Source organism: Streptomyces sp. NPDC001220, from assembly GCF_053597895.1.
In genome coordinates this window covers 341009-366609 of the sequence record NZ_JBSFJE010000010.1, presented here as the reverse complement: position 1 = coordinate 366609, position 25601 = coordinate 341009, and the positions used below count along the sequence as shown (strand labels likewise).

The following is a 25601-nucleotide window of genomic DNA, read 5'->3' as shown; positions in this document are numbered from 1 at the left end:
CCACATCGTCACTCGTACCATCTACACACCGAACGATACCGACTTCGTCGACATCACAATCAGCGTCGGCAAAGCACGGATCACCGCCACACGGCACCACCCCTTCTGGTCACCCAGTGCCCACCGCTGGATCGACGCCGGTGACCTCGAGCCTGGCCAGACCCTGCGCACCAACAACGGCGAGACCGTCACGGTGGTCCGCGTCCATCGCTACCATCAGCTCCACCCGGCCTACAATCTCACCGTTGACAGCCTCCACACGTACTACGTGCTGGCGGGTACCACGGCTGTGTTGGTGCACAACAGCGGTATTTGTCTTTTCCCCAACACCATGCCGGGAACTCTCGGTCAGGAACTGGCGCTCGCGGAGAATCTGGGCGTGAAGCCTGCCACCGTCGGGTCTGCGGCTTTTGACGCCGCAATCAGCTTGGGGACGATCAAATGGGCAGTCCGGGAAGACGGGAGTCTCGTAATCATCCCGAAGTTCGTCCAGGGCAAGGAGATCTCACATTCGGTTCTGACCGGAGGGGCTCCTGTTCGCGCGGCTGGTGAGGCTGACATCGCAGGCTCAGCGAAGGACGGCTACTTTGGATTGGACATCAACAACCACAGTGGACACTTCCTGCCGTCGAGCGAGAGTCTCAAGATCGGCAAAGAAGCGTTCACAGCAGCGGGAGTTCACTTCTGATGAACGGTTTCGATGACCTGACGGCGCTCGACCTGCAGTCGCTCGCCGAAGTCCTGACATCGCACGCTCCCGCTCAGTCCGATCTGGCGGCCGGCCAGTGGCTCGGTGTTGTCGAGTTGCTGACCATGCGCCTCACGCAGGGCTTCGACGACCTGTCGACGGAGTACTGGAACATGTGCTCGTCGGCATTTGGATATACGCTCGACAGCGCTATCGCCTCGGGCGCAATCGATTACCGTGAGAGTTTGATTCGCCGCATGAATCTCTCACTGGCCCTGCTCCAGAAGACTCCGCCGAACACCAGAGTTGATCTCCTCAACCCGGATCTGCTCATCGAACTCCTGCTCCCGGAACTCCCGATGTCAGCCGAAGAAGCCAGCATCATGTCGGCCGATTGGCGTAGTCGCGACATCTCTCAGATTCGAGCTCTACGCATGGCCAAGAATCTGGTCTCGCCGGGCCTTGCGATCGCCAGGCTAGCCTTTGGGGAAGAACTTGACCCCCGCTTGCAAGAGTGGGAGAGAATTCTGCCGTCGCTTCCATGAGCGAGTAGTAAGCCACCCCATCGGATGACGCCGCCGGTGGGGTTGGGGCGCGTATCGAGTCGTTTTCATTCGGCGGTCCGGGTAAGGTCGGAATCGATCATGGATACCCACCGGAAAGACCTGCACCCGGACGTGACCGCTTCGGGTGGCCTTGGACCGGCCATGAAAGAGGCGGCGACGCTGCACGGATGCGACAGATCGATGAGGTCGAACCCCGCCAGGCAGCCCCTGGCGGGGTTTCCTGCACGCAAATCCGTGAATCGGTGAGCGGTTCAGGACCCGGATGTGCCGATGTCCACACGTGCGGCGACCGGCAGGTGATCACTCCCGGTCTTCGGCAGCGTCCACGAGCTCACCGGCTCGATGCCCTGGACCATGATCTGGTCGATCCGTGCCATCGGGAACGAGGCCGGCCAGCCGAAGCCGCTAACCGCCGCGCCCTGTGTGGAGCGCATCTGGGAGGTGACGCCGTTGGGGGGAACGGTCGTTCATCGTGCCGTTCAGATCACCGAGCAGCACCTTCCGATTCAGCGGCTCGCGGGAGATGGCCTCGCCCAGCGCACCGCGCTCGCCTCTCTGCGGCCGTAGGCCGATCAACGCTCGGGCTTCATGAGGTGTCCCAAGGCTACGAACCCAAGGCCGACCGCGAGTAGCGACGGGGAGTTGACATTCCAGCTCAGCACCATGAGCAGGGCGCCGGTACCCCACAGTCGGGGCTGTCGCACCAGCCGGGAGAGGCGTCGGCCAGGCATGCGTCCGAGTAGCAGCGCGTGCACCCCGAGCACACACCAGCTGATGGCCAGCACGAGCAGTAGCACCAGACCTATGAGCATCCCGCCCCAAACTATGCGATGACTCGCCCACAGTCTGTCAGGCGGCGGGCCGACGGGTTTGAGCAGCCGGCCCATGTGGCTGATCGCCTCCCGCTGGGGGTTGTGCACGACATGTGTGTACACGTCCATCGTGATGCTGATCTGGCCGTGTCCGAGGATCTTCATGATGACCCGTGGGGCACACCGCGGCGCGGTCCAAGTCCTCCGGGCCCCATTCCGGGGCACCGTGGTGCCCCGGTTCGCCAGAGTGCTCAGTCCATCGCGGATCAGCCTCAGCCAGATACACCGTCACGTCTGCCTCCACGGTCGTTCTTGGGCGCCCCATTCTGCCCGGCCACGAAGACACCTTGGGATGCTGATGCGCCCTTGCGGCACTGGAAAAGCATGGTGATGTCAGTGGGATCGAATAACTTCCAGCCATGGCTGACGCGTACACCACCCTGTGGACCAACGACCTCTGCAAGGCGCTCGTCGCCGACGGCTTCGAGGGTGAACGATTGAGCGTGCTCTTCGGCGGGCCGCATCACTCCCTGCCCAGCTTCGCGCGAGCGGGGGTCAAGCCGGGGGATGCCATCTATCCGATACGCGTGTTCCGCAAGCAGTTGTGGGTGCTCGGAGGCATGGAGGTCGGACGCCTGGTGGACTACGACACTGTCGGTGAGCACCTGGCCATGGAGGACTACGTCCGGCTGATCCGATGGCGGTTGCTGAAGACCAGCTGCGTCAGTGAGGTCCTCCTCGGCCCGCCCGGCACTCCGCTCAACTTCGGCCTGCCGGTTCCCGGGAATCTGCTGGCCCGGCTCACCTACAGGTCGCGGCGCAGCGAACGGCAGATCAAGCACGTCGTGGACGGAGAGCTGCGCAGAGCGGCGAGTGTGCACGGGATATACCGTCTGGCGCCGCAGTCCGCCCACGAACTGCGCGCGCTCGTCAGCCAGGGTTTCGCCCGCCTGTGACCGTTCACCGGGATCGGGCCGTCCCGCCCAGCAAACGGCATTGGCTGGTAGAACCATGGAGAGAAGCTTTCATAACCGCACGAAAAACGGCCCGCGAGGGCGGTTTGCCGTCGGGGGCTGAGTAGTGCCCCACGCGCTCGGCCGAGAATTGACAGTTTGTTACTCGCTACCACTGGATTCTCTGGTACGTCTGGCCGAAGCGGTCGAAACCTGACAGGGCGCACATGCCCCACGCCTCCGAATTCCGGACCGAGACGTATTTGCGTTAGAACGCACTTCAAGTCCTAGGTTCGGAAGCATGCGATGCATCAAACTCGGAACCACCGGACTGGAAGTCTCCGCCATCGCCCTCGGCTGCATGAGCTTCGGCGAGCCGGACCGGGGCGGCGAGCCCTGGTCGCTGGGTGCGGACGCCAGCCGGGACATCATCAAGCAGGCCCTTGAGAGCGGCGTCAACTTCCTCGACACGGCCAATGGGTACAGCGCCGGAAGCAGCGAGGAGATCGTCGGCCAGGCGGTCAAGGACTTCACGCGGCGCGAGGAGGTTGTTCTCTCCACCAAGGTCTGGATGCGGATGCGCCCCGGCCCGAACGGCGCCGGGCTGTCCCGCAAGGCGATCTTCGCCGAGCTCGACGCGTCCCTGAAGCGACTGGGGACCGACTACATCGACCTGTACCAGATCCACCGCTGGGACTACGACACCCCTATCGAGGAGACCCTCGAGGCCCTGCACTACGCGGTCAAGTCCGGGAAGGTCCGCTACATCGGAGCCTCTTCCATGTACGCCTGGCAGTTCGCCAAGGCCCTGTACCTGGCTGACCTGAACGGCTGGACCCGGTTCGTGTCGATGCAGGACCACTACAACCTCATTCACCGAGAAGCAGAGCGGGAGATGCTCCCGCTCTGTGCCGACCAGGGCGTCGGCGTGATCCCGTGGAGCCCGCTGGCGCGGGGCAGGCTGACGCGGGCCCGGGACACCGCCACGGCGCGTGCCGAGACCGACGAGGGCGGCAAGATTCTCTACCGCGACGGAGACCAGGCGGTGGCCGAGCGTGTCCACGAGATCGCGGGCAAGCGGGGTCTGTCCGCGGCCCAGGTCGCCCTGGCCTGGGTCATGCGCAACCCGGCGGTGACCTCGCCCATCGTCGGGGTCACCAAGCCGGCCCAGCTGGCCGACGCGGTCGCCGCGGTGGACGTCGAACTCGACGAAGAAGAGGCCGCCTACTTGGAGGAGCCCTACCAGCCGCACGAGGCCGCCTACCTGGAGGAGTCCTTCTACAAGTCGCGGCCTGTGGCGGGCTCCCGGTAGTTCGCCTTCGACGAGTCCTTGGCCTCGGCTTCACAGCCCTGTGGTCGGCCCGGCGGTGCTTGCGGGCGGTCGCGCGCAACTGTACGACCCGCGCGCTGCCCTCCTGGTACAGCCGCGGCTTCAACTTCACCCTGGCCTGCACGGAAAGCGGAGGGGTGTTTACCCATGCCAGGCACCCTGCAGTCGACGTTTCCGCAGGTCACGGACCCGCCCAGAGAAAACTCCTAAAGCGGGTGTCGCAGGTTCGAATCCTGCCGGGGACACCATGCCTGACCAGGCACGGAGTGTCAGCGCGGCCCCTCGGAGTTGATCTCCGAGGGGCCCTTTGGCCCTGCATGGGAAGGCCGGACGGCGTCGGCTGGTCAACCTGATACGCCCGAAGGCTCCGCAGATGGCCGAGCGACTGGCCGAGGACATCTTCACCGCACTCGACGAACAAACCGTCGTTGCCCCCGGCACGGACGCGGCCGCCCTGATCGTCCCCAGCCTCGCCGGCTCGGTTCAAGCAGTCTTCGACCAGCGGAGACTCCTCGCCGCGAGGATCGAGAAGCAGTGCGCCTGGCGCTCACCAGGGTGTCGGAATCCGTGGGAGACGTACTCCGTATCGCGGTCAGCCGGGGCGAACGCATCCCCGGGAGCGAATGGTGAACCTCAGAGCTCTCCGCCGCGGGTTCGCCGCGTACGAGACCGGTGCCGGAGCCGGTCTCGTACGCGGTGGCCGGCCCCGGGCGACCAACACCCAGGACGCCGACCATGAGGTCGCGGACTGGCTGGGCGAATGGACGCCCAGCGCGTCCTGGCGGGTCGGACGGCGTCTACACGCCGGCCGCGTAGACGGCGCCGGTCACGGTCATCATGACCGTCGCCGAGATGGCGATCCATGCCACCGCGCCCGTGCTGGCCTTCGTCGTCGGGTCCTCGACCCACCGGTAGTAGTCCCGGGTGATCGTGCCGCGCACGGGGGCCAGCATGAGCGGGAACATGACCATGACCGCCGCGTAGAGATAGAGGGTCTGGGACAGCGCGTTGTGCTGAGCCAGGCCACGCACGCCCAGACCGAGGACGCCGATGACCGGCATCCAGAACTGCTTCTTCTTGTATTTCGGAATCTGGATGATCCACTGCATCGCGGCGAGGTTGACGATCGTCGCCCCCACCGCGATGAGGATCCAGACGCTGGTGGACAGCGACAGGAACATGGGCAGTCCTAGAAGAGTGAGTCCCAGCCGTCGGAAATGGCGTCCCCGACGTCCGACACGGCGTCACCGGCCGCGTGCCACGACGTGGTTGCGTACGTGACCGCCGGGCCCACCATCTCATGGCCGATCCGGCTGGCGGCCAGCACACCGCTCTTCAAGCCCTCCGAACCCCACTCGATGGCGTGGGACAGGCCCGGGACCTTGATCTTGCCGAGGGCGAAGCCGCCGGTGAGGGCGCCGACCGCCAGGCCCGCGACGGAGCTGTAGAAGGCGTCGGAATCGATGCCGTCGGTGAATGCGGTGATGACGGCCGAGCCGATGCCGGTGACCCACGAGATGGTGCCGGCCACACCGGAGATCGCCTCACCGGCGGGCGGCGGGATGAGCAGGCTGAACGCGGCGACGGTTCCGGAGACGGCACTGATGGCGTTCAGTGCCTGCGCGACGTTCTGCCAGTCCTTCTTGCTGCCCCAGCCGTCGGGGCTGTCGACCTTGTCGTTGCCGCTGCTGTCGGAGGGGTCGACGCCGTTCTGCTTGTTCTGCTTCGCCGTCTCCGCTGCCTTGCGCGCGGCCTCGGCGAGCTCCTGCCGACGCTTCGCAACCTCCGTCGCGCGGGCCTCGGTGGCGGCCTTGGCGGCGGCCACGGCGTCCTTGCCTGCCGCGGCGGCGGAGGCGCGTGCCGCGTTCGCCGCCGCCTGCGCCTGGCTTGCGGACGCCACGGCGGCAGCGGCGGACGCCACGGCCTGGTTCGCCGAGTAGTTCGCCTGCCGTGCCGCGGTGCGCGCGGACGCGGCGGCGGCCTTCGCCTTGTCCGCGGACGCCTGTGCGTCCTTTGCGGACTGTTCGGCGGCGTCCGCGTTGGCGTCGGCCTCCTTGGCGTAGTCGTTGGCCTTGGCGGCGGACGCGTTCGCCTTGTCCGCCCACTTCGCCGCCTCCGTCGACGCCTTGCGCGCGTCGGCCGCGGCCTTCGACGCCGTGTAGGCGTCCTTCTGCGCGTCCTGGGCGATCTTCGCGGCGCGTGCGATGGAGGCCCGGATGGCCGCGATGTGCGTGGCGGCGTCGTAGTCGAGCTGCGCCGTGCGGTGGCACACGGTGGTGACGAAGTCTCGGCGCATCCACGTCGGGCCCTCAAGGGCCACCTGGGCGGCCGCCTTGGTGTAAGGGCCGGCCGTGTTGAGGATGGTGAAAGCGGCGACCTCGTCGTCCTGCTTGACGTTGTCGGCGTACGTGGTGAAGAAACCGTGCAGGGCCTGGGGCGAGCCGTCGTTGAGCGCGGCCTGCGCCGACGCCGAGACCGCCTTGCCGGGGTTGCCGTTGAGGATCTTCAGGACGGCGACACGGTTGTCCTCCGCGGCGGCCGCCTTGATCCCGGAGGTCAGGAAGGTGCCCACGGCGCCCGCGTCGGTGGCATCCAGCGCCGCCTGGGCGGCGTTCGCGACGAGCTCGGTGGACACCTTCGCCACGGCCAGGACCGTTTCGCGGTCGTCCTGGTTCTGCGCGATCTGCCGGTCGGCGGCGACCCAGGCCAGGACATCCTCGTCGACTCCGGCCAGGGCGTGGTCGGCGGCGTCCCGGCTCCAGGTGCCGATCGTGGTGGAGATCAGGTTCATCGCGGCCTGGCGGCCTACGGAGACGGCCTGGGCGGTGTCCCCGGCGGCGTAGGCCTTCTCGGCCTTGGCGATGAGGTCCTTGCTCGCGCTGTCCAGGGCATCGGACTGGGTGGTGGCGTTGCGGGCCTTCTCCCGGTCCTCCGCCTCCGCTCGGGCCATCTCCCGGGCCTCGGCGAGGGACTGCTCGGTGTCCTCGGTCAGCTTCTGCGCCTCGGAATCGCGGGCGGCCTTCTCGACGGCCTGGGCGTCCTGGACGGCCTTCACCGCGGCCTCGGCGGCCGTGACCGACTCGCTCGCCCACTTGGTGGCCGTGGCGGCGAACTCGGCCGCCTTGACGGCGCCGTCCGCCGCGGCCTTGGCCGCTTTCGCCGCGTTCTCGGCGTGGGTGGCGGCGGAGTTGGCCGCGTCGCGGGCGGCGGCAGCGGCCTGCGCGGCGGTGCTGGCCAGGGATTGCGCGGTGTTCGCGGCACGGGTGGCGCGGGCCGCCTGGGCATCGGCCTCGGCGGCTGCGGCCTGGGCCGCGGCGGCCTCGGACTGGGCGGCGCCCGAGGCCGCCGCGGCGGTGGCGGCGGCCTGGGCCGCGGCGGCGGAGTCGCGGGCGGCGCCGGCGGCGGCGGAACCGGCCGCCGCCGCCTGGTTGGACGCGGTCGCCGCCGCATCGGCGGCTTTGGCGGCCGTACGGGCCTGGGCCGCCGCCTTGTTCGCCCCGTCGGCGGCCAGGCGGGCGGCCTTGGCCTTGGAAGCGTCCTGTGCCGCGTCGAGGGCGGCGGAGTAGGCGGCGGACGCGGCCCGTCCGGCGGTCGCCGCGGCCTGGGCGGCCGCGGTGGCGGCGTACGAGGCTCGGCGGGCGGCGGAGTGCGCGGCAGCGGACGCCTGGATGGCGGTGCGGGACGCGGCGGCGGCGCCCTGCGCGGCGGACGCGGCCTTGCGGGCCGCCTGGCCGGACTTGGCGACGTCGTCGCGGGCCGCGGCGGCCTCGGCGGCGGCCTTCTCGGCCGCTTCCTTCGCCTTGGCGGCGGCCTCCTTCGCCTTGGCGGAAGCGGCGACGGCCCGGTCGGAGGTGAGCTGGGCCCGCTTGCCCTCGCGTTCCACGATCGCCACCAGCTGCTCGATGGTGGCGGTCTCCCGGTCCCGGGCGCGCGCGATGTACTGACCGGTGTTCAGGAACCAGTGGATCGCGGAGGGGCTGCCGTCGTCCAGGGCGCGCTGGGCGTACTTCTTCACCTCCGGGGAGGCGGTGGCGAGGATGGTGAAGACCTCGGCCTGCTCGTCCTCGCGCCGGGCGGTGATCTGGGTGTTCAGCAGGAAGTCGGTCAGGGCGTCGTCGGTGCCGGTGTCGAGGGCCTTCTGCGCCTCGCGCTTCACGCCCGTGCCACCGCTGTTCAGGATGGTCAGGGTGGTGACCCTGAGGTCTTCCAGCTCGGCGGTCTTGAAGCCGCCGGACAGGAAGGCGGCGACGGCGTCGTCGCCGGCCGTGAGCGCGGCGGCGGCGTCGCGGGCGGTGCCCTTGCCGGTGGCGGGCAGCGCCTTGAGGAGGGCGAAGCGGTTGTCCTCGGCGGTGGCGCTCGCCAGACCCTCGGCCAGGAAGCGGTCGACGTCGGCGGCAGAGCCGGTCAGTGCCTGGGTTGCCGCGCTCTTGACGGACCGTCCGCCGATCTTCCACGCGGTGACGACCTTCGCGCGGGCGGTGTCCGGGAGTTGCGGGAGCCTCGGCAGGTCCGCGGACCCCGTGGCGGTGGCGGTGGCGGCGGTGGCGGCGGCCAGAGCTCGGGAGGGTGCCGCGAGAGAGACCGCGGTGGCCGCGGTGGCCGCGCCGGCGACGGTGAGAAGTCGGCGCCTGCTCCAGTACGTGGTGTCCAAGAATCCCCCATGGATATGCACCCGGTGGCGGTGGCGCCCTGGTCAGGGGCGGGCCGCCGGGTGTCGTCGGCTGAACCTGTGCGGGTCCGTGCCGCTGCGGAACGGGCTGGTCGGGCCCTCGCGAACACGGCGGTGCTGCCGCACGTATCAACAGATGATGTTGTTGCAGGGGTGAACTTATGGGATTCCTGTGTGAATTGACCAGTACTCAGCTGCGCGGAAGCGATGAGAAACGCCACACGACCCATATGTCCGCATTCATGTGAGATTCATCGGTCAAACCAGTAGCGCCCGACCCGCACGCCTGTTTCAATGCACCGTCCCATGTGGCCGTCTGACCCACGGTCACACGCCGGATGCCCTCCCGGCATTCCTCAGGCGTTTCACGGACTTCAACCCTCCCTTTCCGCAAGGGAATACAAGGGACTCTCACACAGGGGGACATGAGTGAATCTCGCACGGCGGATCATCGCCACCGGTGCGGTCGCCGCGGCCTGCGTCGGCGCGGTCGCCTTCGCGTCGACCTTCAGCACCTCCCACCACGCCTCCGCCGACCGTACGGCCACGGTCGTCGATGGCGCGCCCGGTTACCTGGCCGAGGACTTCAACTACCCGGGCGCCGACACCATCAAGGCGCAGAAGGGCATCACCCTCAAGCGCGGCGACGGCCACATCACGCTCGCCGACTGCGCCTCCGGCACCGGTCTGATGGAGGTCTACTCCCGCAAGAGCGAGAAGATCTGCTTCCGCGCCACCGGCCCCTCCGGCTACCTCAGCCTCGAAATCCCCTCCGTCTACGGAGTGAAGGGCGAGGCCGACCACGAGGCGGCCGTGAAGCTCACCACCGACGGGGCCACGCAGAGCATCGACGTCGGCAAGGGCGAGTGGAAAGCAGCCGGTGAGGCCGCCGACCCGGACGGGCGTGACTTCGTCCTGGTCGAGATCCGCATGAGCAAGTAGCCGACACACGGGGAAGACGACCACACCACCATGACCACAACCGGCAAGCGATCCACCGCGCTCGCAGCCCTCATGGCCGCCGCCGTCATCGGCGCACCGGCCCTCTCCGCGCATGCCGTGTCCGGCAAGCCCGAGACAGACACCAGCCACGCCTTCACCGCCCGCCTCGACATCGGCAACGGCACCAAGGCGTGCTCCGGGGTCCTGATCGCCCCCCAGTGGGTCGCCACCGCCGCGTCCTGCTTCGCCGACAACCCGGCCGCGTCCATCAAGATCCCCGCCGGGGCACCGAAGCTGAAGACCACGGCGACCATCGGACGCACAGACCTGACCACCACCACCGGCACCGTCCGCGAAGTGGTGCAGCTCGTCCCGCGCGACGACCGCGACCTGGTCCTGGCCCGGCTCTCCGCGCCCGTCGCCGACATCGGCCTCCCCGGCATCGCCACCGCCGCGCCCGCCAAGGACGCGGCCGTGTCGGTCACCGGCTACGGCCGCACCAAGGACGAGTGGGTGCCACTGAAGCTCCACGGCGAGACGTTCCAGGTCGACCAGGTCAACACCGCCGACTTCGCCGTTCACGGCGCCTCCGGCGCCGCGATCTGCGCCGGCGACTCGGGCGCGCCCGTGTTCACCTCCGCCGGCCTGCTCGGCATCGCCTCCCGCTCCGACCAGGGCGGCTGCTTCGGCACCGACGCGGCACAGACCTCCACCAACGCCGTCGTCACCCGCACCGATGACATCGCCGCCTGGGTCAAGTCCACCGTCGAGTCGGCCCCGTTCGCCGACTTCAACGGCGACGGCGTCGAGGACACCGCCGTGGGTGACCCCAAGGCCACCGTCGGCGGGAACGCCGAGGCCGGTGCCGTCCACGTCGTCTACGGCGGCGGCAAGGGCACCACCCAGATCGACCAGGGCACGGACTTCGTGCCCGGCGACGCGGAGGCGGGCGATCGCTTCGGCTACGCCCTGGCCACCGTCGACTACAACAAGGACGGCTACACCGACCTCGTCGTCTCCAGCCCGTACGAGGACGCCGGCTCCATCGCGGACGTGGGCATGGTCACCGTCGTCTACGGCTCCCCGGCCGGCCTGGGCAAGGGGCCCGCCTCCGACACCTACGCGCAGGGCGAGGGCAACGGCGACCTGAAGGAGGCCGGGAAGGAGAAGGGCGACCTGCTCGGTTACGCCCTCGCCGCCGGGATCACCCGCGACAACGAGCCGTACATCGTGATCGGCGACCCGGGCGAGGACGTCGGCTCCGTCGCCGACGCGGGCTCCGTGGTGTACGTGCACGGCGGCACCAACGTCTTCCTCTCCCGGGCCGGCGGCCTGCCCGGCCGCGGCAGCCTGCCCGGCTCCCCGGAGGCCGGGGACAAGGTGGGCACCTCGGTGGCGGCGGACATGACCAACATCGTCGTCGGTATGCCGGGCGAGGACATCAACGGCAAGCCCGGCGCGGGCGGCGTCGCCGTCCTGACCCACAACCTGGGCCCGAACCTCAGGCCGATCCTGCGCGCGAGCCTGGACCAGGACAGCGACAAGATCGCCGGCAGCGCGGAGAAGGACGACGCGTTCGGCCAGTCCGTCGCGATCATCCCGAAGGGCACGGACGACGACTCGATCATCGCTGTGGGTTCCCCGGGTGAGTCGGTCGTCGCGACCAACGGCACGACGAACGTGGCCAACGCGGGCGTCGTCTACACGATCGACTTCCCGGCCAAGAGCGATTGGTCACAGCTGAAGGTCATCCACCAGGACCAGCCGAACGTGGCCGACGGGATCGAGACCGGCGACCGCTTCGGCGAGACCGTCGCCGCCATCAACCTCGCCCCCGGCAAGGCCTCGCCGTCCTGGGCCGACGCGCAGCTCGCGGTCGGCGTTCCGGGCGAGTCCGAGGGCACCGCGGCCGGCGCGGGCTCCGTGCAGACCTTCTCCCTGCTGACCGCCTCCGGCGACCACAACGACGTCCTGTACGCCGGCTACAACAAGGTGCCGGGCACACCGGGCGCGAACCAGCACATGGGCCAGGCGATCGCCCTGTCGCCGACGCACGTCTACGTCGGTATGCCGAACGGCCCGCAGGCCGGCGGCGCGGTCTACGAGGTGCCGTGGAACAACGTCACTTCGTACACCACGAACGCCGACGCGGACGGGGCCGTCTCGGTGCTCCGGCCGGGCACGGGCGGCATCCCGTCCGGCGGCAAGGCCTTCGGATCGGCCGTCCGGTGACCTGCTGACCCGCACGACGACCGGTCGTACGATCTCCCCGTTCACGCCTGTGCCGCGTGAGCGGGGAGATCCCGCCGAGTTCGTCGCCGTGGTGACCACCGCCCGGGCGTCCCCGGGGGCTGACTCCCCCACATCTGCGCGCTCCGCGTCAACCCGTCCGTGCCGGCGCCTGCTTGATTCCGTCGACGACGGCACGGTTCTTGATTCCGTCGACGACGGCACGGTTCTTGATTCCGTCGACGACGGCACGGTTCATGACGGCGCTGGTGAACATCACGGTGCCGGGCTTGATGAGGGCCTCCGTACCGGTGTTCGCTGATCCGGCTTCCCTTCGGGTTCGTACCGGCGAACGCGGACCCACCGTCGGCCCCGGCGACTCACCGTCCCCGGGGGAGTCGACCGATACACCACGTGGACTCGGGTTCGGCTGGTTCACAACGAGATTGAAAAGTGAGCGGTCACTCCAGGCACCGCATCGGCCGTGTCCCTCCGGAGTCGCGAGAGGGCGCCTCCCCGGCCGGGGAGGCGCCCTGGACATCGCGCGGAACCGCTACTGGCCGCGGGTCCTTCTGACGCCGAGCAGCAGAGCCGCCGCCGAGATGAGCAGCAGCACGACGCGCGCGTCGACGGCGGCTGAGCCGAGCTTGGTCACCTCGGTGCGCAGCGCCGGCAGCTGGGTGACGCAGAAGATGCCGAGGGACAGCGCCCACGCGCCGAACAGCCGGGGCCGCTCGACGTGCCGCAGCCAGGACGGGGCCCAACCGGAGAGGACGCAGACCAGGCCCGTCGGCGTGAGGAGGCACCCCACCACGAATGCGGTGTAGTCCACAACCGTGTTCACGTTCACTCCCTGCTGATGCTGGGGTAGCCGAAGATGATCTTGAGCTTCACTCCCCGGTGCGGGTTCCTGTACAGCACCGACTGCATCCTGGCGCTCATGTACCAGTAGTAGGCGGCGAAGACCCCGCCGAGCGCGGCCGCCAGCGCCCCCACGCCCGTCGCCCAGGCATAGACGCCGATCATAGCGGCGACCAGGGTGACTCCCGCGGCGTGCTCGTTGAACCGGTTGACCACGTTCCAGCCCCGGGCGTTGGTCATGTCCATCTCGTAGCCCCAGTAGTGCCAGCCGTGCTTGTTGTAGTTGTGCTTGCTGAGGCCGGTGAGGTCGAGACAGGTGACCGGGTTGCCGGAGCAGTAGTCGTAGGCGTCGGAGTTGCCGCCGTAGACCGCGTCCCGGCTCAGGAAGCGGCCGGTCGTGGGGTCGTAGAGCCGCACTCCCATGAGCGTGTAGCCGCTGAGCGTGTTGCCCGAGCGCTGGTAGGCGCCCAGCCAGTCGTTCCCGGTGCCGTCAGTGGAGTCGGCGAGCACGTTGCCGTACTCGTCGTAGTGCCGCACGGTGACGGCCGCCGAGGTGTCCAGCGGCTGCTGCACGGTGATGTCGCCGTGCAGGTCGGACAGTTGGAGGACCACCCCGCCGGACGCCGTGGTGGTCGCCGCGAGGGACCCGGCGAGGTCGTGTACGTAACGGGCGACGGTACCGCCGGTCACGTTCCACACCGGGTTGTCCGACGTGTCGCCGTAATGGCTGGTCGTGATGGTGCCGGTGCTCCAGGTGCCGTCCGTGCCCTGGGTCTGCGCCGTCTGGACGGAAAGGCGTCCGGCCGCGTCCAGGTCCCAGACGTTGCGGCTGGTGCCGAGGGTCTCGGTACGGACCAGGTCGTTGGTGTAGTACGCCAGTGCCGTGCTGCCGTCGGCCGTGGTACGGCCGAAGGCGTCATAGGCGTATCCGCTGTTCACCAGGCGGTCGGCCGTGTCGTAGCCGTACGACGCGGTGGTCGTGGTGGCGTCGGAGGTGCTGCTGTCGCAGTCGTCGGACGTGGTCGCCAGCGCCGTGCGGTTGCCGCTCCCGTCGAAGGTGTACGCGCGGGTCGTGCACCCGGTCGTGGTGGTGTCCACGGCCTGGGTGAGACGGCCGGCGCTGCTGTAGGTGTAAGCGGACTGGACGGTGGTGCCGTCCGTCTGCGTATGGCCGGCCCGGCGGCCGTCGACCGTGTAGCCGGCGGTGTCGGAGGCGACCGTGGTGCCGTCGGACGTGGTGTAGGAGCGGTCCGTGACCTGCCCGGCCGGGTCCGTGTCCACGGTCAGCGCGTAGCTGCCGGGCAGCGTCTCGGCGGTCAGGCTGCCGTCGGCGTCGTAGGTACCGCTGAAGGTGCCCGCGACCGAGTCGGTCAGGGTCTTGAGGTCACCGGCGGTGTCGTAGGCGTAGGTCACCGTGGACGGGGCCGAGTCGGTGCGGCCGACCGGGCGGTCCAGGATGTCGTACGACGTGGTCGTGGTATTGCCCGCGCCGTCGTCGTAGACGATCTGGCGACCCAGGTCGTCGTACCGGTAGGCGATGGTCTGGCCGTTGGAGGACTGGCTGGCGAGCTGCCCGGTGTCCTGGTCGTAGGTCGTCGTGGCGGCCGGGGTGCCGGTGCCGGTACCTCCCGTGACGGCCTTCCTGGTGGTGCGGCCCGCCGCGTCCACCGTGGTGGTGGTCGTGCGGGTCACGCCGTTCGCGGTCTCGGCCTTGCCGGCCACCTGGCCCCAGCGGTCGTAGGTGTAGACCGTGGTGACCGCGTCGGACGGATTGCTGCCGCCGTTGCTGATCGTCGCCGCGGGAGCGGTCCGGCACAGCAGGCCGTCCCACTCCACGGAGGCGCAGGTGCCCGTGGCGCTCGCGCTGTAGTACGTGTAGTTCAGCGTGTCCGCGTCCGAGCCGGAGGAGCCCGCGGTACGGGTACTGGCCACTCGCCCGGCGCTGTCGTAGGTGGCGACGACATCGCTGGTCGTGCCGCCCGTGACGGACTTCTGCTGACCGGTCGACCAGTCGTAGGCGTAGGTCACCGTGCTGGTGTCGGCGTCGGTGGCGTAGCTCGCGATGGCCGCGCCCGTCACCTTGGAGGTGAGCAGACCGGAGACGGCCGCGCCGTCCGGCCGGTTCTCGTCGTAGGTGAGCGCGGTGTGGGTGCGGGCCTGGATCACCGAGCCGGCGGGCAGGGTGGAGTCGCTGGTGGAGCCAGTCAGTTCCTTGGTGAGGGTGACCTGGTGCAGCGGTCCGTACGTGTCGGTGACGTGCGTGCCGTCGGCCGAGTACGTGGAGACGGTGGCGAGCTGCTGGGCGCGTTCGGCCGTGGACAGACCGTCCAGGCCCAGTTCCGTCAGCTCGTCGGAGGAACCGCTCAGCGCCAGCGCGCGGTTGGCGGCGGTGAGCTGTGAGGTGGTGTTGCCGAACACGTCGTGCTCGGTGGTGCTGATGCCACCACCCGGCTTGGCGGTGTTGGTCTCCTCGCCCTCCGCGTCGATGTAGGTGATGGTGGCGCGGTCGTACGACGACGACGTCAGGTCGCTGCCGGTGCTGGAGGCGGGGACGCCCTCGGCCGTGAAGACGGCCGTGGCGTCGGTGGGTGCCTCGCCCTGAGCCCAGGTGGCGACGGTGTCGGAGTCCATCTGGTACGGCGCGGAACTGCCCGACAGCGGCACGTCGTAGACGACCGTGGTGATGGCCGTACCGGACGTCGTGTCCGCACTGCCCTGGGCCAGGGCCGGGCGGGACGCCTTGAGCAGCATGCCCGCTCCCGCGGTCAGCGCGGAGCCGGCCTTCCCGTAGGTGAACGTCCAGGGCAGCTCACCGGCGGGGGTGAGGGTGCCCAGACGGCCGTCCGAGTCATAGGCGTACTGCGTCTTCAGCGCGGGACTGATCCGGGGGTCCCAGGTCTGGGACAGCTGCCCGGAGGCGTTGTACGCGTAGGAGGCGACGGTCTCGGCGGTGGCGGCGGAGGCACCGGGGTCGGTGGCCCACAGCTTGATCGCCTTGACCTGGCCCTGGTAGTCGCCGGGCACGCTCGATGTGGCGGTGGTGGCGTCGGCGTAGACGAACTCCAGGACCCGGCAGCCCGCCGTGGCGGGGGTGGCCTGGCAGGTGGCCGCCTTGACCGCACCGGTCGGCGAGATGACGTACTTCGGCCGGGCCAGTGTGGCGCTGCCGGAGGTGACCGTCTCCGAGGCGACCGTGACCGTGCTGTCGTCGACCGCCGCGGCGGAAGAAGAGAGTGTCCAGGTCGTCGCCGTGTCCGCGGCCTTGGTGAACACCGTGGTGTCGGCGTCGGTGTCGGTGAGGGTGAACGTCGAGCCGGTCAGGCTGCCCGTCAGCGTCAGGTCGGCGGAGTCGTCCTGCGGCTTCCAGCCGCCGCCGGAGGTCGCGGTGAAGGCCACCGAGCCGCCGTCGCCGCTGAGCACCTCGACGGAGGTGGCGGAGGTCTTCCGGAGCTGCGTGTAGTCGCTCGATTCAGCCGATACCGACGAGGTCCAGCCCGGTCCGAAGATCTGGGCCTGGCCCTCGGTGTCGGTGTCGTCGGCGCGCGAGGAGAAGGTGCGCTCCACCTCGGCCGCGAATGCCGAGACGTCGGTGGCGGACACCGTGTAGTCACCCGTGAGCTGGTTGACCGTGCCCGGTCCGACCTCGGCGGTCGGCGCGGTACCGGCGTCCCTGTCCAGGGTGGTCTCGACGGTCTGCGAGTAGCCGGTGCTGATGCCGTCCGTGAACATGGCCCGCAGCTGGATCACACCGTCCTCGGAGAGGCTGCTCACGGTGTTCCAGACCAGCTTCGTGGCGGCACCCGAGTTCACCGCGACCGGCCAGACGGGGACGGCGTCGCCGGAGGCGGTGACGTCGCCGACCGGGACGGTATGCCAGGAGTCGGTCTCACCGCGCCGGTACTGCCAGGTCACGCCCGTGTAGGTGGTCAGGCCCTTGGCGGCGAGAGTGAGGCGGCGGGCGGTGGTGTCGCCGTCCCGCGGGGACAGGATCGCGGCGCCGTCCGTGCCGACGCCGAAGCTGTAGGCGGTAGTGGCCGAAGAAAGGTTTCCGCCGGAGTCGACCGTCCGGGCGTACAGCGTGTGCCAGCCGTTCGCCGGGGCGATGGAGACGGTCTGCGCGTCACCGCCGGAGCCGTCGGTGGTGTCCAGCTTCTTGCTCGGCGCCGAGGAGTCGTCCAGACCCCAGTAGTAGCCCGCACCGTCCGTGGAGTCCGTGTCGATCGTGCAGGACACCGCGGAGGCGGCCTTCGCCGTCCAGCCGTTCTCCGGATACGTGTCGCAGGAGACCGTCGGCGCGTCGGGCTTGCCTGTGTTCAGGACGAACGTGGTGTACCCGGTCCAGGAGCCGTAGTCCGTGCCGTCGTAGGCCCGGACCCGGTAGCGCAGGTGTTTGCCCGACGGGAACGCGTTCGCCGACGGGATCGTCAGCTGCGCGGTCGACCCGGAGGCCACCGAGCCGCTGGTGCCGGTGTACGAGTAGGTGGTGTCCGCGTACGCCGGGTCCGCCGTGATCTCGAACTGGCCCTTGGTGCTGGAACCGTCGGGGTCGGTCACCTTCGCCGACAGGGCGGGCGTCAGCGAGGTGGCGTACCGCTTGCCGTTGTAGGCGTTGACCTGCGACGGGGCGATCGCCGTGCTCGTGGGCACCGCGGGGTACGAGTTGTACGTCACCGACAGCTTCGGTGCGTAGCCGGAGGTGGTGTAGTTCGCGGAGCGGAAACGCCGCCAGGTGGTGGAGTCGGTCTCGTCGGCGCTGCGGATCTGCAGGCCGTAGTTGGTGGAGCCGTCGGCCCACGCCTGGACGATCGGCTGGAGGTTCCAGTTGGACCAGTTGGCCGGGCAGGACGAGGAGTAGCCCCAGTGCCCGGTGTTGGTCGCCACGCCGGTCGTCGTGGTCGAGGGCTGGGCGCCCCAGGTGATCGACGAGGAGGACCAGGTGGAGGTGATGCGGCGGGCCTGGGTAGCCGCTCCGGAGGTGGAGCAGGTCGCCGAGTAGTAGTTGTACAGCGACATCGTCGCCGACGTGACGTGCTTCCCGGCGAACTTCGAGACGTCGAACTTCAGGTACGAGCGGGCGGTGTCCGTACCGCTGTCGTACGTACCCGACTTCAGCTCCTGCGAGGAGATCTGCGAGTCCGGGTAGTCCGGGTTCTGCACCCAGGTGTCGGTGGTGACCGCGAGGGTGGTGGTCGGGTCGACCGTCACCGGGTAGGTCGCGGTGGCCAGGAAGGTCTTGTCCGGGGTCAGCACGAGGGTCTGCGAGCCGTCGCCAGCGGTCTCGATCTTCGTCGCGACCGCCTCCTGGTGCGCGGACTCGCCGGAAGCGTCGTCCTTGGAGGCGTCCCACATCATCGGGGCCGGTGCCTCGGCGACCAGCTTGCCGTCGGCGTCCTTCAACAGGAGGTGCCCGGAGTCGGCCTGGGACAGCTTCAGTCCGTCCAGGTTCAACGGGATCCGGTAGGAGACAGTGTCGTCATCGGGCTGCTGCGTGAGCCTGAGGTTCTCCGAGAAGCCCTGCGCCAGCGCGGTCACGGACAGAGTCTGGCCGCTGCCCAGGTTGTAGGAGGCGGTGCTGTCGTTCACCGACGGGGCGGGCAGCTTGTCCTCCCAGCCCAGCCCGAAGGAGTCCTTGCCCTTGGTCACCGAAGCCAAGTCGGTGTCACCGCCGTCGGAGACCGCGATGTCCGCGGCCGCCGCGGCGGGCGTGAGGTCGGCACCGGTGTCGGACAGCGAGGTGTCGATGTCCTTCCACTCGCCGTTCTCCTTCACGCGGACAGGACCGGCGTATGCCTCGGTCTGCAGTCCCCCGGTCGGCAGCGCGTACGTCGTGGAGTCCGCTGTCCGGTCGGACAGTACCTCGATCTTCCGGCCCTGCTGACGGGCCATCAGGGACGCCGATGCCTCGTCCTGCGCCTCGGCGGGGGCTGAAGCGCCGGCGGAAGCGGCTGCCGTTTCCGCCGGGGCGCTTTCGGCAGGGGTGGCGAACGCCAGTCCGCTGCCCTCCGCCACCAGAGCGCCCTCGACCGCCATGGCCAGCACTATGCCGAGGGCTATCTGCCGCAATCTACGCGATTGACGGGCACGTCCCGATCGCGGTCCTCGAGGGACCACAGGTCTGTGACGCACAGTCACTTTCCTTCCAAGTCAGTTCTGTGATCGGTCAACCGATCGAACTGATCTTGCACTTCAGGTAGAGAGGCGATCAGATTCCGCCATGGGTGACGCAAAGAGTCGATCAAGGATCGGCAAATACACCAGGTCACCGCTGCTGCCGTCGGATCACTTGCGCTGCGATTTGGCCGATTTACACGCCACAGGGAGGCTCTCCGGGAGAGGCTGGGAGCGCTACCGGAGCCCCAGAGCCGTGGTCAAGATTTCCAAAGAACTGAAAGAATATGGGGATACTTGTGATGTAAGCGTGCAGATCGCAATGACCGTGCGCGGGAGGGACAGCCATCCAGGCCGCCTGACGGCGACGCCCAGTGACAGCCGACGCACACGGTCACTCCGGCCCTGGCGGCGGAGCGCTTCGCACCGCCCGTCCCACCTCCGTGCGCAGCGCCACGAAAGCGGGAGAGCTGCGCGTGGTGATCTGGTCCCGCTCGTCCGGCAGGGCGACCGGCAGGTCCCGGACGACACGGGAGCCGGGGCCGGGAGACAGGACGACGACGCGGTCGCCCACGTACACGCTCTCGTCGATGTCGTGGGTGACGAACACGATGGTCGTCTCGTCGGCGCGATGGACCTCCAGCAGCAGGTCCTCCAGATCCTCGCGGGTGCCCGCGTCCAGTGAGCCGAACGGCTCGTCCATGAGCAGCAGCGACGGCCGGCAGACGAGGGCCCGGGCGATGGCGACGCGCTGCTGCATACCGCCGGACAGCTCCCGGGGGTGGCGCCGGGCGACCCCGTGCAGGCCGACGCGTTCGAGGATCGTCTCGGCCTCGGTCCGGCGGGCGGCGCGGGCAAGCCCCTGGCGGCGCAGCGGCAGGGCCACGTTGTCGCGGACGGTGAGCCAGGGCAGCAGCGAGCGGCCGTACTCCTGGAAGACCACCGCGAGCCGCTCGGGCACGCCGGTCACCGGTGTCCCGTCGACCGTGACCGTGCCCTCCTGTGCGGGCAGCAGCCCGGCGACGGTGCGCAGCAGCGTGGACTTGCCGCAGCCGGAGGGGCCGACCACGCTGAGGAGCTGTCCGTCGGGCACGGTCAGGCTGATGCCGTCCAGGACGTGCTGGTCGCCGAAGTGCCGGCTGACGGAGTCGAGGCGCAGCATCCCTCACCCGGCCCAGGGCTCGTACAGGGTGCCCGCGCTGCCGGTCACCGCGACGTGCAGCAGGAAGGGGCCGGCGTGGTCACCCCGGTCCAGGGCGTGGTCCAGGGCGGCCGGCAGTTCCTCCGGGTGCTCGACTCGGGCCGCCGGGCAGCCGAGGGACTCCGCGAGTGCCGCGAAGTCGATGCCCGTGATGTCCGTGCCGGGGACGGACGCGATGCCGATCCGGCGGCCCAACGCGCGGACGGCCGCGTAACCGCCGTTGTCCAGAAGGACGTAGGTGACCGGTGCCGTGTGGCGGGCCGCAGTCCACAGGGCCTGCACCGAGTACAGCGCCGAGCCGTCCCCGACCACGCACACCACCCGGCGCCGGTCGGCGAGGGCCCGGCCCACCGCGAGGGGCAGGCCCCATCCGAGCGCCCCACTGCCCGTGGTGAGGAAGCCGCCGCCCTGTTCGACGGGCACGCGCGCGTGGAACGCGTCCCGGTGACTCGGCGCCTCCTCGACGAGGACCCGGTCGCGCGGCAGCCGGGCGCGCAGCAGATCGAAGAACAGCTCAGGGGTGATGTGTCCCTCGGTGCGGGCCGGGACAGGTGCCGGCCGGGGCGGCGGCGGGGCGCGGTCGGGTTCCTTGAGCAGCCCGGTGAGCCGTTCCAGGGCGGGCCGCAGGGTGGTGACGATGCTGGTGCCGGTGGGCAGCCAGGCGGCCTGGCCGGGGTCGCAGTCCAGATGGAACAGCTCGGTGCCGGGCGCGAGCGGCGGGCCGCCGTCCGCCACGTGATAGGTGAACACCGGCGCGCCGAGGGCGACCACCACGTCGTACGGCGCGAGACGCGCGGACAGTTGGCGGGCGACCGGCGGCAGGAAGCCCTGGAACAGCGGATGCGACTCCGGGAAGCCGGAGCGGCCGGAGAGCGGGCTGATCCACACCCCGGCCCGGATCCGTTCGGCCAGCGCGCGGACCGGTTCCAGCGCGTCCTCGTCGTCCACGCCCGGGCCCACCACGAGCGCCGGCCGCGTACAGGCCTCCAGCCGGGCGGCGAGCGCGTCGAGGGCGGCCGGCGCGGCCGTGAACCCCGAGTGGACCGTGCGGGGCGTGACGGGCTCGGCGGGCCGGTCCCAGTCGTCCTCGGGCACGGAAACGAACACCGGGCCGCGTGGCGGCGCCATCGCGACCCGGTACGCCTCGGCGAGCACGGCCGGCACGTCCTCGGCCCGCTCCGGCTGGCGCGCGGACTTCACGTACGGGCGTGGGAACAGGGCCGGTTCGTCGGCGCCGAGGAACGGCCGGAGCTGGATCAGCGAGCGTGCCTGCTGACCCGCCACGATCACCAGCGGCACCCGGTCGCGGAAGGCGTTGAAGACCGCGCCGAGCGAGTGCCCCACCCCGCCGGCCGAGTGCAGGTTGACGAACGCGGCCCGCCTGGTACCGAGCGCGTACCCGGCCGCCGTGCCGACGGCGACGGACTCCTGCAGACCCAGCACGTACGTGAAGTCGTCCGGCCAGTCGCGGAACATCCGCAGTTCCGTGGAGCCAGGATTGCCGAAGACCGTGGTCATGCCGGTGTCGCGCAGGAATCGTACGACCGCTTCGCGCACCGTGGGCGTGGTCATGCTGTCCTCCTTGCGGACGCGGAACCGGACGCGGACGAGACCGGGCCGACGAGTCGCTTCTCGACCGCCAGCAGTCCGGTGTTGAGGAGATACCCGACTGCGCCGAGCAGGAGCAGCGCCGACCACACCGTGAGCAGGTCGGAGCGCGTCTGGGCGTCGGTGAGGGTGAACCCGATGCCGTCGGCGCTGCCCGGCAGCAGCTCCGAGAACACCATCAGGATCAGGCACAGCGACAGGCTGAGCCGGAGCCCCGCGAAGATCCGGGGCAGCGCCGAGGGCAGGATCAGGAACCACAGCCGCTCGGGCGCCGTCAGCCGCAGCACGGCCGCCACCTCGAGCCGCAGCGGATCGGTGGCACGGGCGCCCTCGGCCGAGTTGACCAGCACCGGCCACACGCCGCTGAACACGATCGACGCCACCTGCATGGGCGTACCGACGTCGAAGACGACGACGAACACCGGCACCAGCGCGGGCGGCGGCACGGCCCTCGCGAACTGGAGCACCGGGTCGCACAGCGCGTACGCCCGGCGTGAGCGGCCCAGCGCGAGCCCCAGCGCGATCCCGGCGACGGCGGCCATCGCGAACCCGGCCACCATCCGGCCCAGGCTCGGCAGGATGGTGCCGACGGCGTCCGAGGTGAGGAACAGATGGCCGATCGGGCCCGAGAACCACAGGTCGCGGGCGTGCCGGGCGATCCGCAGCGGTGGCGGGAAGTACACGCTGTGCTGGGCACGGGCGGCCAGTTCCCAGCAGAGGACGGCGCCGAGGAACACCGACCAGCGCAGCAGGAAGGGCACGGTGGTGGTGCGGGGCGGGCCGGGTGCGGATCCAGGCCGTTCGCTGCGATGCGTCTGCGTCTGCGTCTGCGTCATGGGCGGCTCCGCTTCGATTTCCCTGCCTCCGGACGGGGTTCCTGTGCCCAGGCGAACAACCGCCGCTCGGCGCCGACCAGTACGCCGTTGATCACCAGCCCGAGGCCGCCCGCCCACACCACCCCGGCCAGCACGTCCCGGGTGCCTTCCGTCTCGTTCTGGGCCTGGGCGATGAAGATGCCGAGGCCCTGACCGAAGCCGGAGAGGATCTCCGTCGCGACGGCGAGGATCAGGGCGACCGCGGCCGAGATCCGCACGCCGGCGGCGATGAACGGGGCGGTGGCCGGCAGTTCCACCCGCAGCAGCACCGCGAGCCGGCCGAACCCGAAGGCGCGCAGGGTGTCCCTGGCCAGCGGGTCGGTCTCGCCCAGACCGTAGACGGTGTTGAACAGCACCGGCCACAGCGAGGCGTACGCGATCAGCGTGACCTCCGTCTGCGTGCCCGACCCGAGCAGCAGTGACACCAGGGGGATCAACGCGACGGACGGCAGGGGCCGCAGGAACTCGATCACGGCGCGTGCGGCCGCCTCCACCACCGGCACCGCGCCCAGCAGCAGTCCCAGCGGCACGGCGAGCGCGCAGGCGAGCCCGAGGCCGAGCGCCCACGCCCGCAGGGTCACCCCGATCCCGTCGAGAAAGGCCGGGTCACCCGCCAACCCCCCGGCGCGGGCGATGACTTCGGACGCGGGCGGCAGATAGCTGCGCCGGACTATCCCGGCCCGGGACACCGCCTCACAGATCCCGAAGGCCGCCGCCGCGCCGAGCAGGCCCAGCGACAGCTCCTGACGCCGGGTCATTTCACCAGCAGGGGTGCCGGGTCGATGTCCTTCGTCAGCAGTCCCTGGGTGCGCATGAGGTGGACGAGCCGGCGCAGAGCGGCCGGATCGGCGGTCGGCGGATAGGCCGGCAGGTGGATCGACTTGGCCTGGTCCGCGGTCACCTTGGTGTACTCGGGCAGTTCGGTGCGGACCGCCGCCGGATCCTCGGCGGCCAGTCTGGACGCCGCCTCGACGGCACGCCGGAAGCCCGCCGCCGCCTTCGGGTTCTTCTTCACGAAGGCGGCGGTGGTGATGTACCCGCTGGCGGGCAGGCCCCTCGCCGGTCCCGAACCGCCGTCGAGCAGCACCCGCGCGCCCAGCTCGCCCTGGATGGCCGAGTCGAAGGGTTCGACCGCGTGTGCGGCGTCCACCTGGCCCCGCTGCAGAGCGGGGCCCATCTGCGGGAAGAGGATCTGCCGGTAGACGGGTCGCCCGGCGTGCCGGGCGTCGAGGATCGCGTTCAGCGTCAGAGACTGGACGTTGTTCAGGACGGCGACGGCGACCTTCTTGCCCGCGAGGTCCGCGGGCGACTTCAGGGCGGAGTCCTTGGGCACGAGGACATCCATCATGTGCGGGGCGATCCGTACGCCCTCGGCGACGATGCGCAGGTCCAGGGTGCCCTTCTCGTACGCCTGGAAGTAGGTGACGTAGTTCGCGCTCGCGATGACGTCCACCTGGCCCTTCAGCAGCGCGGGCAGCGCCTGGATGCTCTGCTGCACGGGCTGGATGCGCACGTCCAGACCCTCCTTGGCGAACAGCCCGCGGTCCCGGGCCAGATAGAGGGCGGCGGAGTCGGTGAGCGGCAGTGCCGCCACGGTCAGTTGCTGTCGGCCGTCGCCGGAGTGCGGTGTGCCGCCGCTGTCACAGGCCGCCAGGATCAGTGCCGCGGCGGCGACGAGCGGGACGAGGCGTTTGGTTCCCGAACGTGATCGATGTAACCGACGTAAAGGCATGTCGGCATGCCTACCCGAATTTGTCATGATCGCTACAGATTCGGGGCGGGTTTCGGGGCGGGTTTCGGGGCGGTTTCGGGGCGGGTTTCGGGGGATGTTCAGCACGTTCCGAGATGCGGTCACTCGTAACCGCTGGATACGCTCGCTGAGTGATCGGGTGACATCGGCCCAGGGCCGGGCGCGCAGTCGCGCCCACCCCGCCCACCGGCTACGAGGTCTTCCGCAGTCAAACCTCTGCAGTGTTCACGCCTCCATGGGAGGAAGGTTGCGATGAGGTTCACCCGCATGCGTACGGCAAAGGCCACCGCGGCAGCTCTGGTCGCCATCCCGCTCGCGCTGGGAGGTCTGGCGTCGCAGAGCCACGCGCAGGACGCCTCTCCCAGCCCGTCGGGGACGTTCGGTCCCGGCTGCTCGGCGCTCGCCCAGAAGGCCAACACGGCCAAGGACAAGGTCGTAGAGGCCGCGGCCGCATATCCGCAGCTCAGTCATCTGGTCGCAGCCGCGGTCAGGGCAAAGCTGAGCGGCACCCTCGACGGGAAACCCGACGTCACCGTCTTCGCTCCCAACGACCAGGCCTTCCAAAAGGCGTCCGCGTCGCAGCTCGCCTCGCTGCTCGGCAACCAGGGGCAGCTGAAGAAGGTGCTGACCTACCACGTCGTGGACCAGCAGATCACCCCGGACCAGCTCTCCAAGGGGTCCTTCACGACGGTGGAGGGAAGCAAACTGACCACATCGGGCTCGGGCACCGACTTCAAGGTCAACGGCAAGGCGAACATCGTCTGCGGCAACATCAAGGCCGCGAACGCCACCATCTACGTCATTGACACGGTCCTCCAGCCCCCGTCCTGAGGCACGGCCCCCGGTCCCGGCGTGGGCGACCCGTGTGCACCCCGGAGCGGGAGTCCCCTCGCGCAGGTTCCCTCCCGTGGCCGTGGTCTTCTCGTGCCGACGGCCGTAGCTGCCGGCGAGGGCGGCGAGGGCGGCGACGACCGGAAACCCGGCCGCCGGCCAACCTGAAACCTGACGC

General features: G+C 69.8%; 17 protein-coding genes and 3 pseudogenes. 8 read left to right on the top strand and 12 right to left on the bottom strand.

Going from position 1 to position 25601, the window contains the following annotated elements; all coding sequences use genetic code 11:
• The first annotated feature begins 4 nt into the window (after positions 1-4).
• Together ACWDGI_RS25325 and ACWDGI_RS25320 are read left to right on the top strand one after the other, a co-directional pair.
• A complete protein-coding gene (locus ACWDGI_RS25325; RefSeq protein WP_450762627.1) occupies positions 5-688 on the top strand; it encodes a polymorphic toxin-type HINT domain-containing protein in 684 nt (227 codons plus the stop codon).
• A complete protein-coding gene (locus ACWDGI_RS25320) occupies positions 688-1233 on the top strand; it encodes a hypothetical protein (protein WP_450762575.1) in 546 nt (181 codons plus the stop codon). Before ACWDGI_RS25325 ends, ACWDGI_RS25320 begins: the two co-directional genes overlap by 1 nt.
• Positions 1234-1505: 272 nt before the next feature.
• Here the strand turns inward: ACWDGI_RS25320 and ACWDGI_RS25315 are convergent.
• Both ACWDGI_RS25315 and ACWDGI_RS25310 read right to left on the bottom strand, forming a co-directional pair.
• Positions 1506-1794: pseudogene (locus ACWDGI_RS25315) on the bottom strand (endonuclease/exonuclease/phosphatase family protein); the annotation flags it as partial.
• A gap of 329 nt (positions 1795-2123) precedes the next feature.
• Positions 2124-2261 (bottom strand): annotated as a pseudogene (locus tag ACWDGI_RS25310) (site-specific integrase); the annotation flags it as partial.
• Positions 2262-2485: 224 nt separating this feature from the next.
• On the opposite strand from ACWDGI_RS25310, the gene ACWDGI_RS25305 reads away from it, so the two are divergent.
• From ACWDGI_RS25305 to ACWDGI_RS25295, 3 genes and pseudogenes are all read left to right on the top strand, one after another.
• Positions 2486-3022 (top strand): hypothetical protein, encoded by a 537-nt coding sequence (locus ACWDGI_RS25305; protein WP_450762573.1) that lies wholly within the window; start codon positions 2486-2488, stop codon positions 3020-3022.
• A gap of 298 nt (positions 3023-3320) precedes the next feature.
• Positions 3321-4331 (top strand): aldo/keto reductase, encoded by a 1011-nt coding sequence (locus ACWDGI_RS25300; RefSeq protein ID WP_450762571.1) that lies wholly within the window; start codon positions 3321-3323, stop codon positions 4329-4331.
• A 322-nt stretch (positions 4332-4653) separates the two neighbouring features.
• A pseudogene (locus tag ACWDGI_RS25295) lies at positions 4654-4878 on the top strand (IS110 family transposase); the annotation flags it as partial.
• 268 nt (positions 4879-5146) lie between these two features.
• On the opposite strand, the gene ACWDGI_RS25290 reads toward ACWDGI_RS25295, so the two are convergent.
• Positions 5147-5530: a hypothetical protein gene (locus tag ACWDGI_RS25290; protein WP_450762569.1), complete on the bottom strand. Its 384-nt coding sequence runs from the start codon at positions 5528-5530 to the stop codon at positions 5147-5149.
• 8 nt (positions 5531-5538) lie between these two features.
• Entirely contained in the window at positions 5539-9000 is a 3462-nt protein-coding gene (locus tag ACWDGI_RS25285) for an ALF repeat-containing protein (protein WP_450762567.1), read from the bottom strand.
• A 447-nt stretch (positions 9001-9447) separates the two neighbouring features.
• Between ACWDGI_RS25285 and ACWDGI_RS25280 the strand changes: the two genes are divergently transcribed.
• Both ACWDGI_RS25280 and ACWDGI_RS25275 read left to right on the top strand, forming a co-directional pair.
• Positions 9448-9960, top strand: a complete 513-nt coding sequence (locus ACWDGI_RS25280) for a hypothetical protein (RefSeq protein ID WP_450762565.1) — start codon at positions 9448-9450, stop codon at positions 9958-9960.
• 30 nt (positions 9961-9990) lie between these two features.
• Complete coding sequence (locus ACWDGI_RS25275; protein WP_450762563.1) at positions 9991-12192, top strand: trypsin-like serine protease; 2202 nt, start codon at positions 9991-9993, stop codon at positions 12190-12192.
• A 148-nt stretch (positions 12193-12340) separates the two neighbouring features.
• Here the strand turns inward: ACWDGI_RS25275 and ACWDGI_RS25270 are convergent, their stop codons facing one another.
• From ACWDGI_RS25270 to ACWDGI_RS25235, 8 genes are all read right to left on the bottom strand, one after another.
• Positions 12341-12469, bottom strand: a complete 129-nt coding sequence (locus tag ACWDGI_RS25270) for a hypothetical protein (protein ID WP_450762561.1) — start codon at positions 12467-12469, stop codon at positions 12341-12343.
• Between the two features lie 273 nt (positions 12470-12742).
• A complete protein-coding gene (locus tag ACWDGI_RS25265; RefSeq protein ID WP_450762559.1) occupies positions 12743-13033 on the bottom strand; it encodes a hypothetical protein in 291 nt (96 codons plus the stop codon).
• 2 nt (positions 13034-13035) lie between these two features.
• The gene (locus ACWDGI_RS25260; protein WP_450762557.1) at positions 13036-19080 is read right to left on the bottom strand and encodes a DNRLRE domain-containing protein; all 6045 of its coding nucleotides are present in this window, start codon (positions 19078-19080) and stop codon (positions 13036-13038) included.
• 472 nt (positions 19081-19552) lie between these two features.
• Positions 19553-20320, bottom strand: coding sequence for an ABC transporter ATP-binding protein (locus ACWDGI_RS25255; protein WP_450762555.1), 768 nt, complete (start codon positions 20318-20320; stop codon positions 19553-19555).
• 3 nt (positions 20321-20323) lie between these two features.
• Positions 20324-21931 carry a benzoylformate decarboxylase gene (mdlC, locus tag ACWDGI_RS25250; protein WP_450762553.1) on the bottom strand — a complete coding sequence of 536 codons (1608 nt, stop codon included), beginning with the start codon at positions 21929-21931 and terminating at the stop codon, positions 20324-20326.
• The gene (locus ACWDGI_RS25245) at positions 21928-22803 is read right to left on the bottom strand and encodes an ABC transporter permease (protein WP_450762552.1); all 876 of its coding nucleotides are present in this window, start codon (positions 22801-22803) and stop codon (positions 21928-21930) included. The genes mdlC and ACWDGI_RS25245 overlap by 4 nt, the downstream gene beginning before the upstream one ends.
• Positions 22800-23600 (bottom strand): ABC transporter permease, encoded by an 801-nt coding sequence (locus tag ACWDGI_RS25240; protein ID WP_450762550.1) that lies wholly within the window; start codon positions 23598-23600, stop codon positions 22800-22802. Before ACWDGI_RS25240 ends, ACWDGI_RS25245 begins: the two co-directional genes overlap by 4 nt.
• Positions 23597-24574: an ABC transporter substrate-binding protein gene (locus tag ACWDGI_RS25235; RefSeq protein ID WP_450762548.1), complete on the bottom strand. Its 978-nt coding sequence runs from the start codon at positions 24572-24574 to the stop codon at positions 23597-23599. The genes ACWDGI_RS25240 and ACWDGI_RS25235 overlap by 4 nt, the downstream gene beginning before the upstream one ends.
• Positions 24575-24859: 285 nt before the next feature.
• On the opposite strand from ACWDGI_RS25235, the gene ACWDGI_RS25230 reads away from it, so the two are divergent.
• Positions 24860-25423 carry a fasciclin domain-containing protein gene (locus ACWDGI_RS25230; RefSeq protein WP_450762546.1) on the top strand — a complete coding sequence of 188 codons (564 nt, stop codon included), beginning with the start codon at positions 24860-24862 and terminating at the stop codon, positions 25421-25423.
• Positions 25424-25601: the final 178 nt, after the last annotated feature.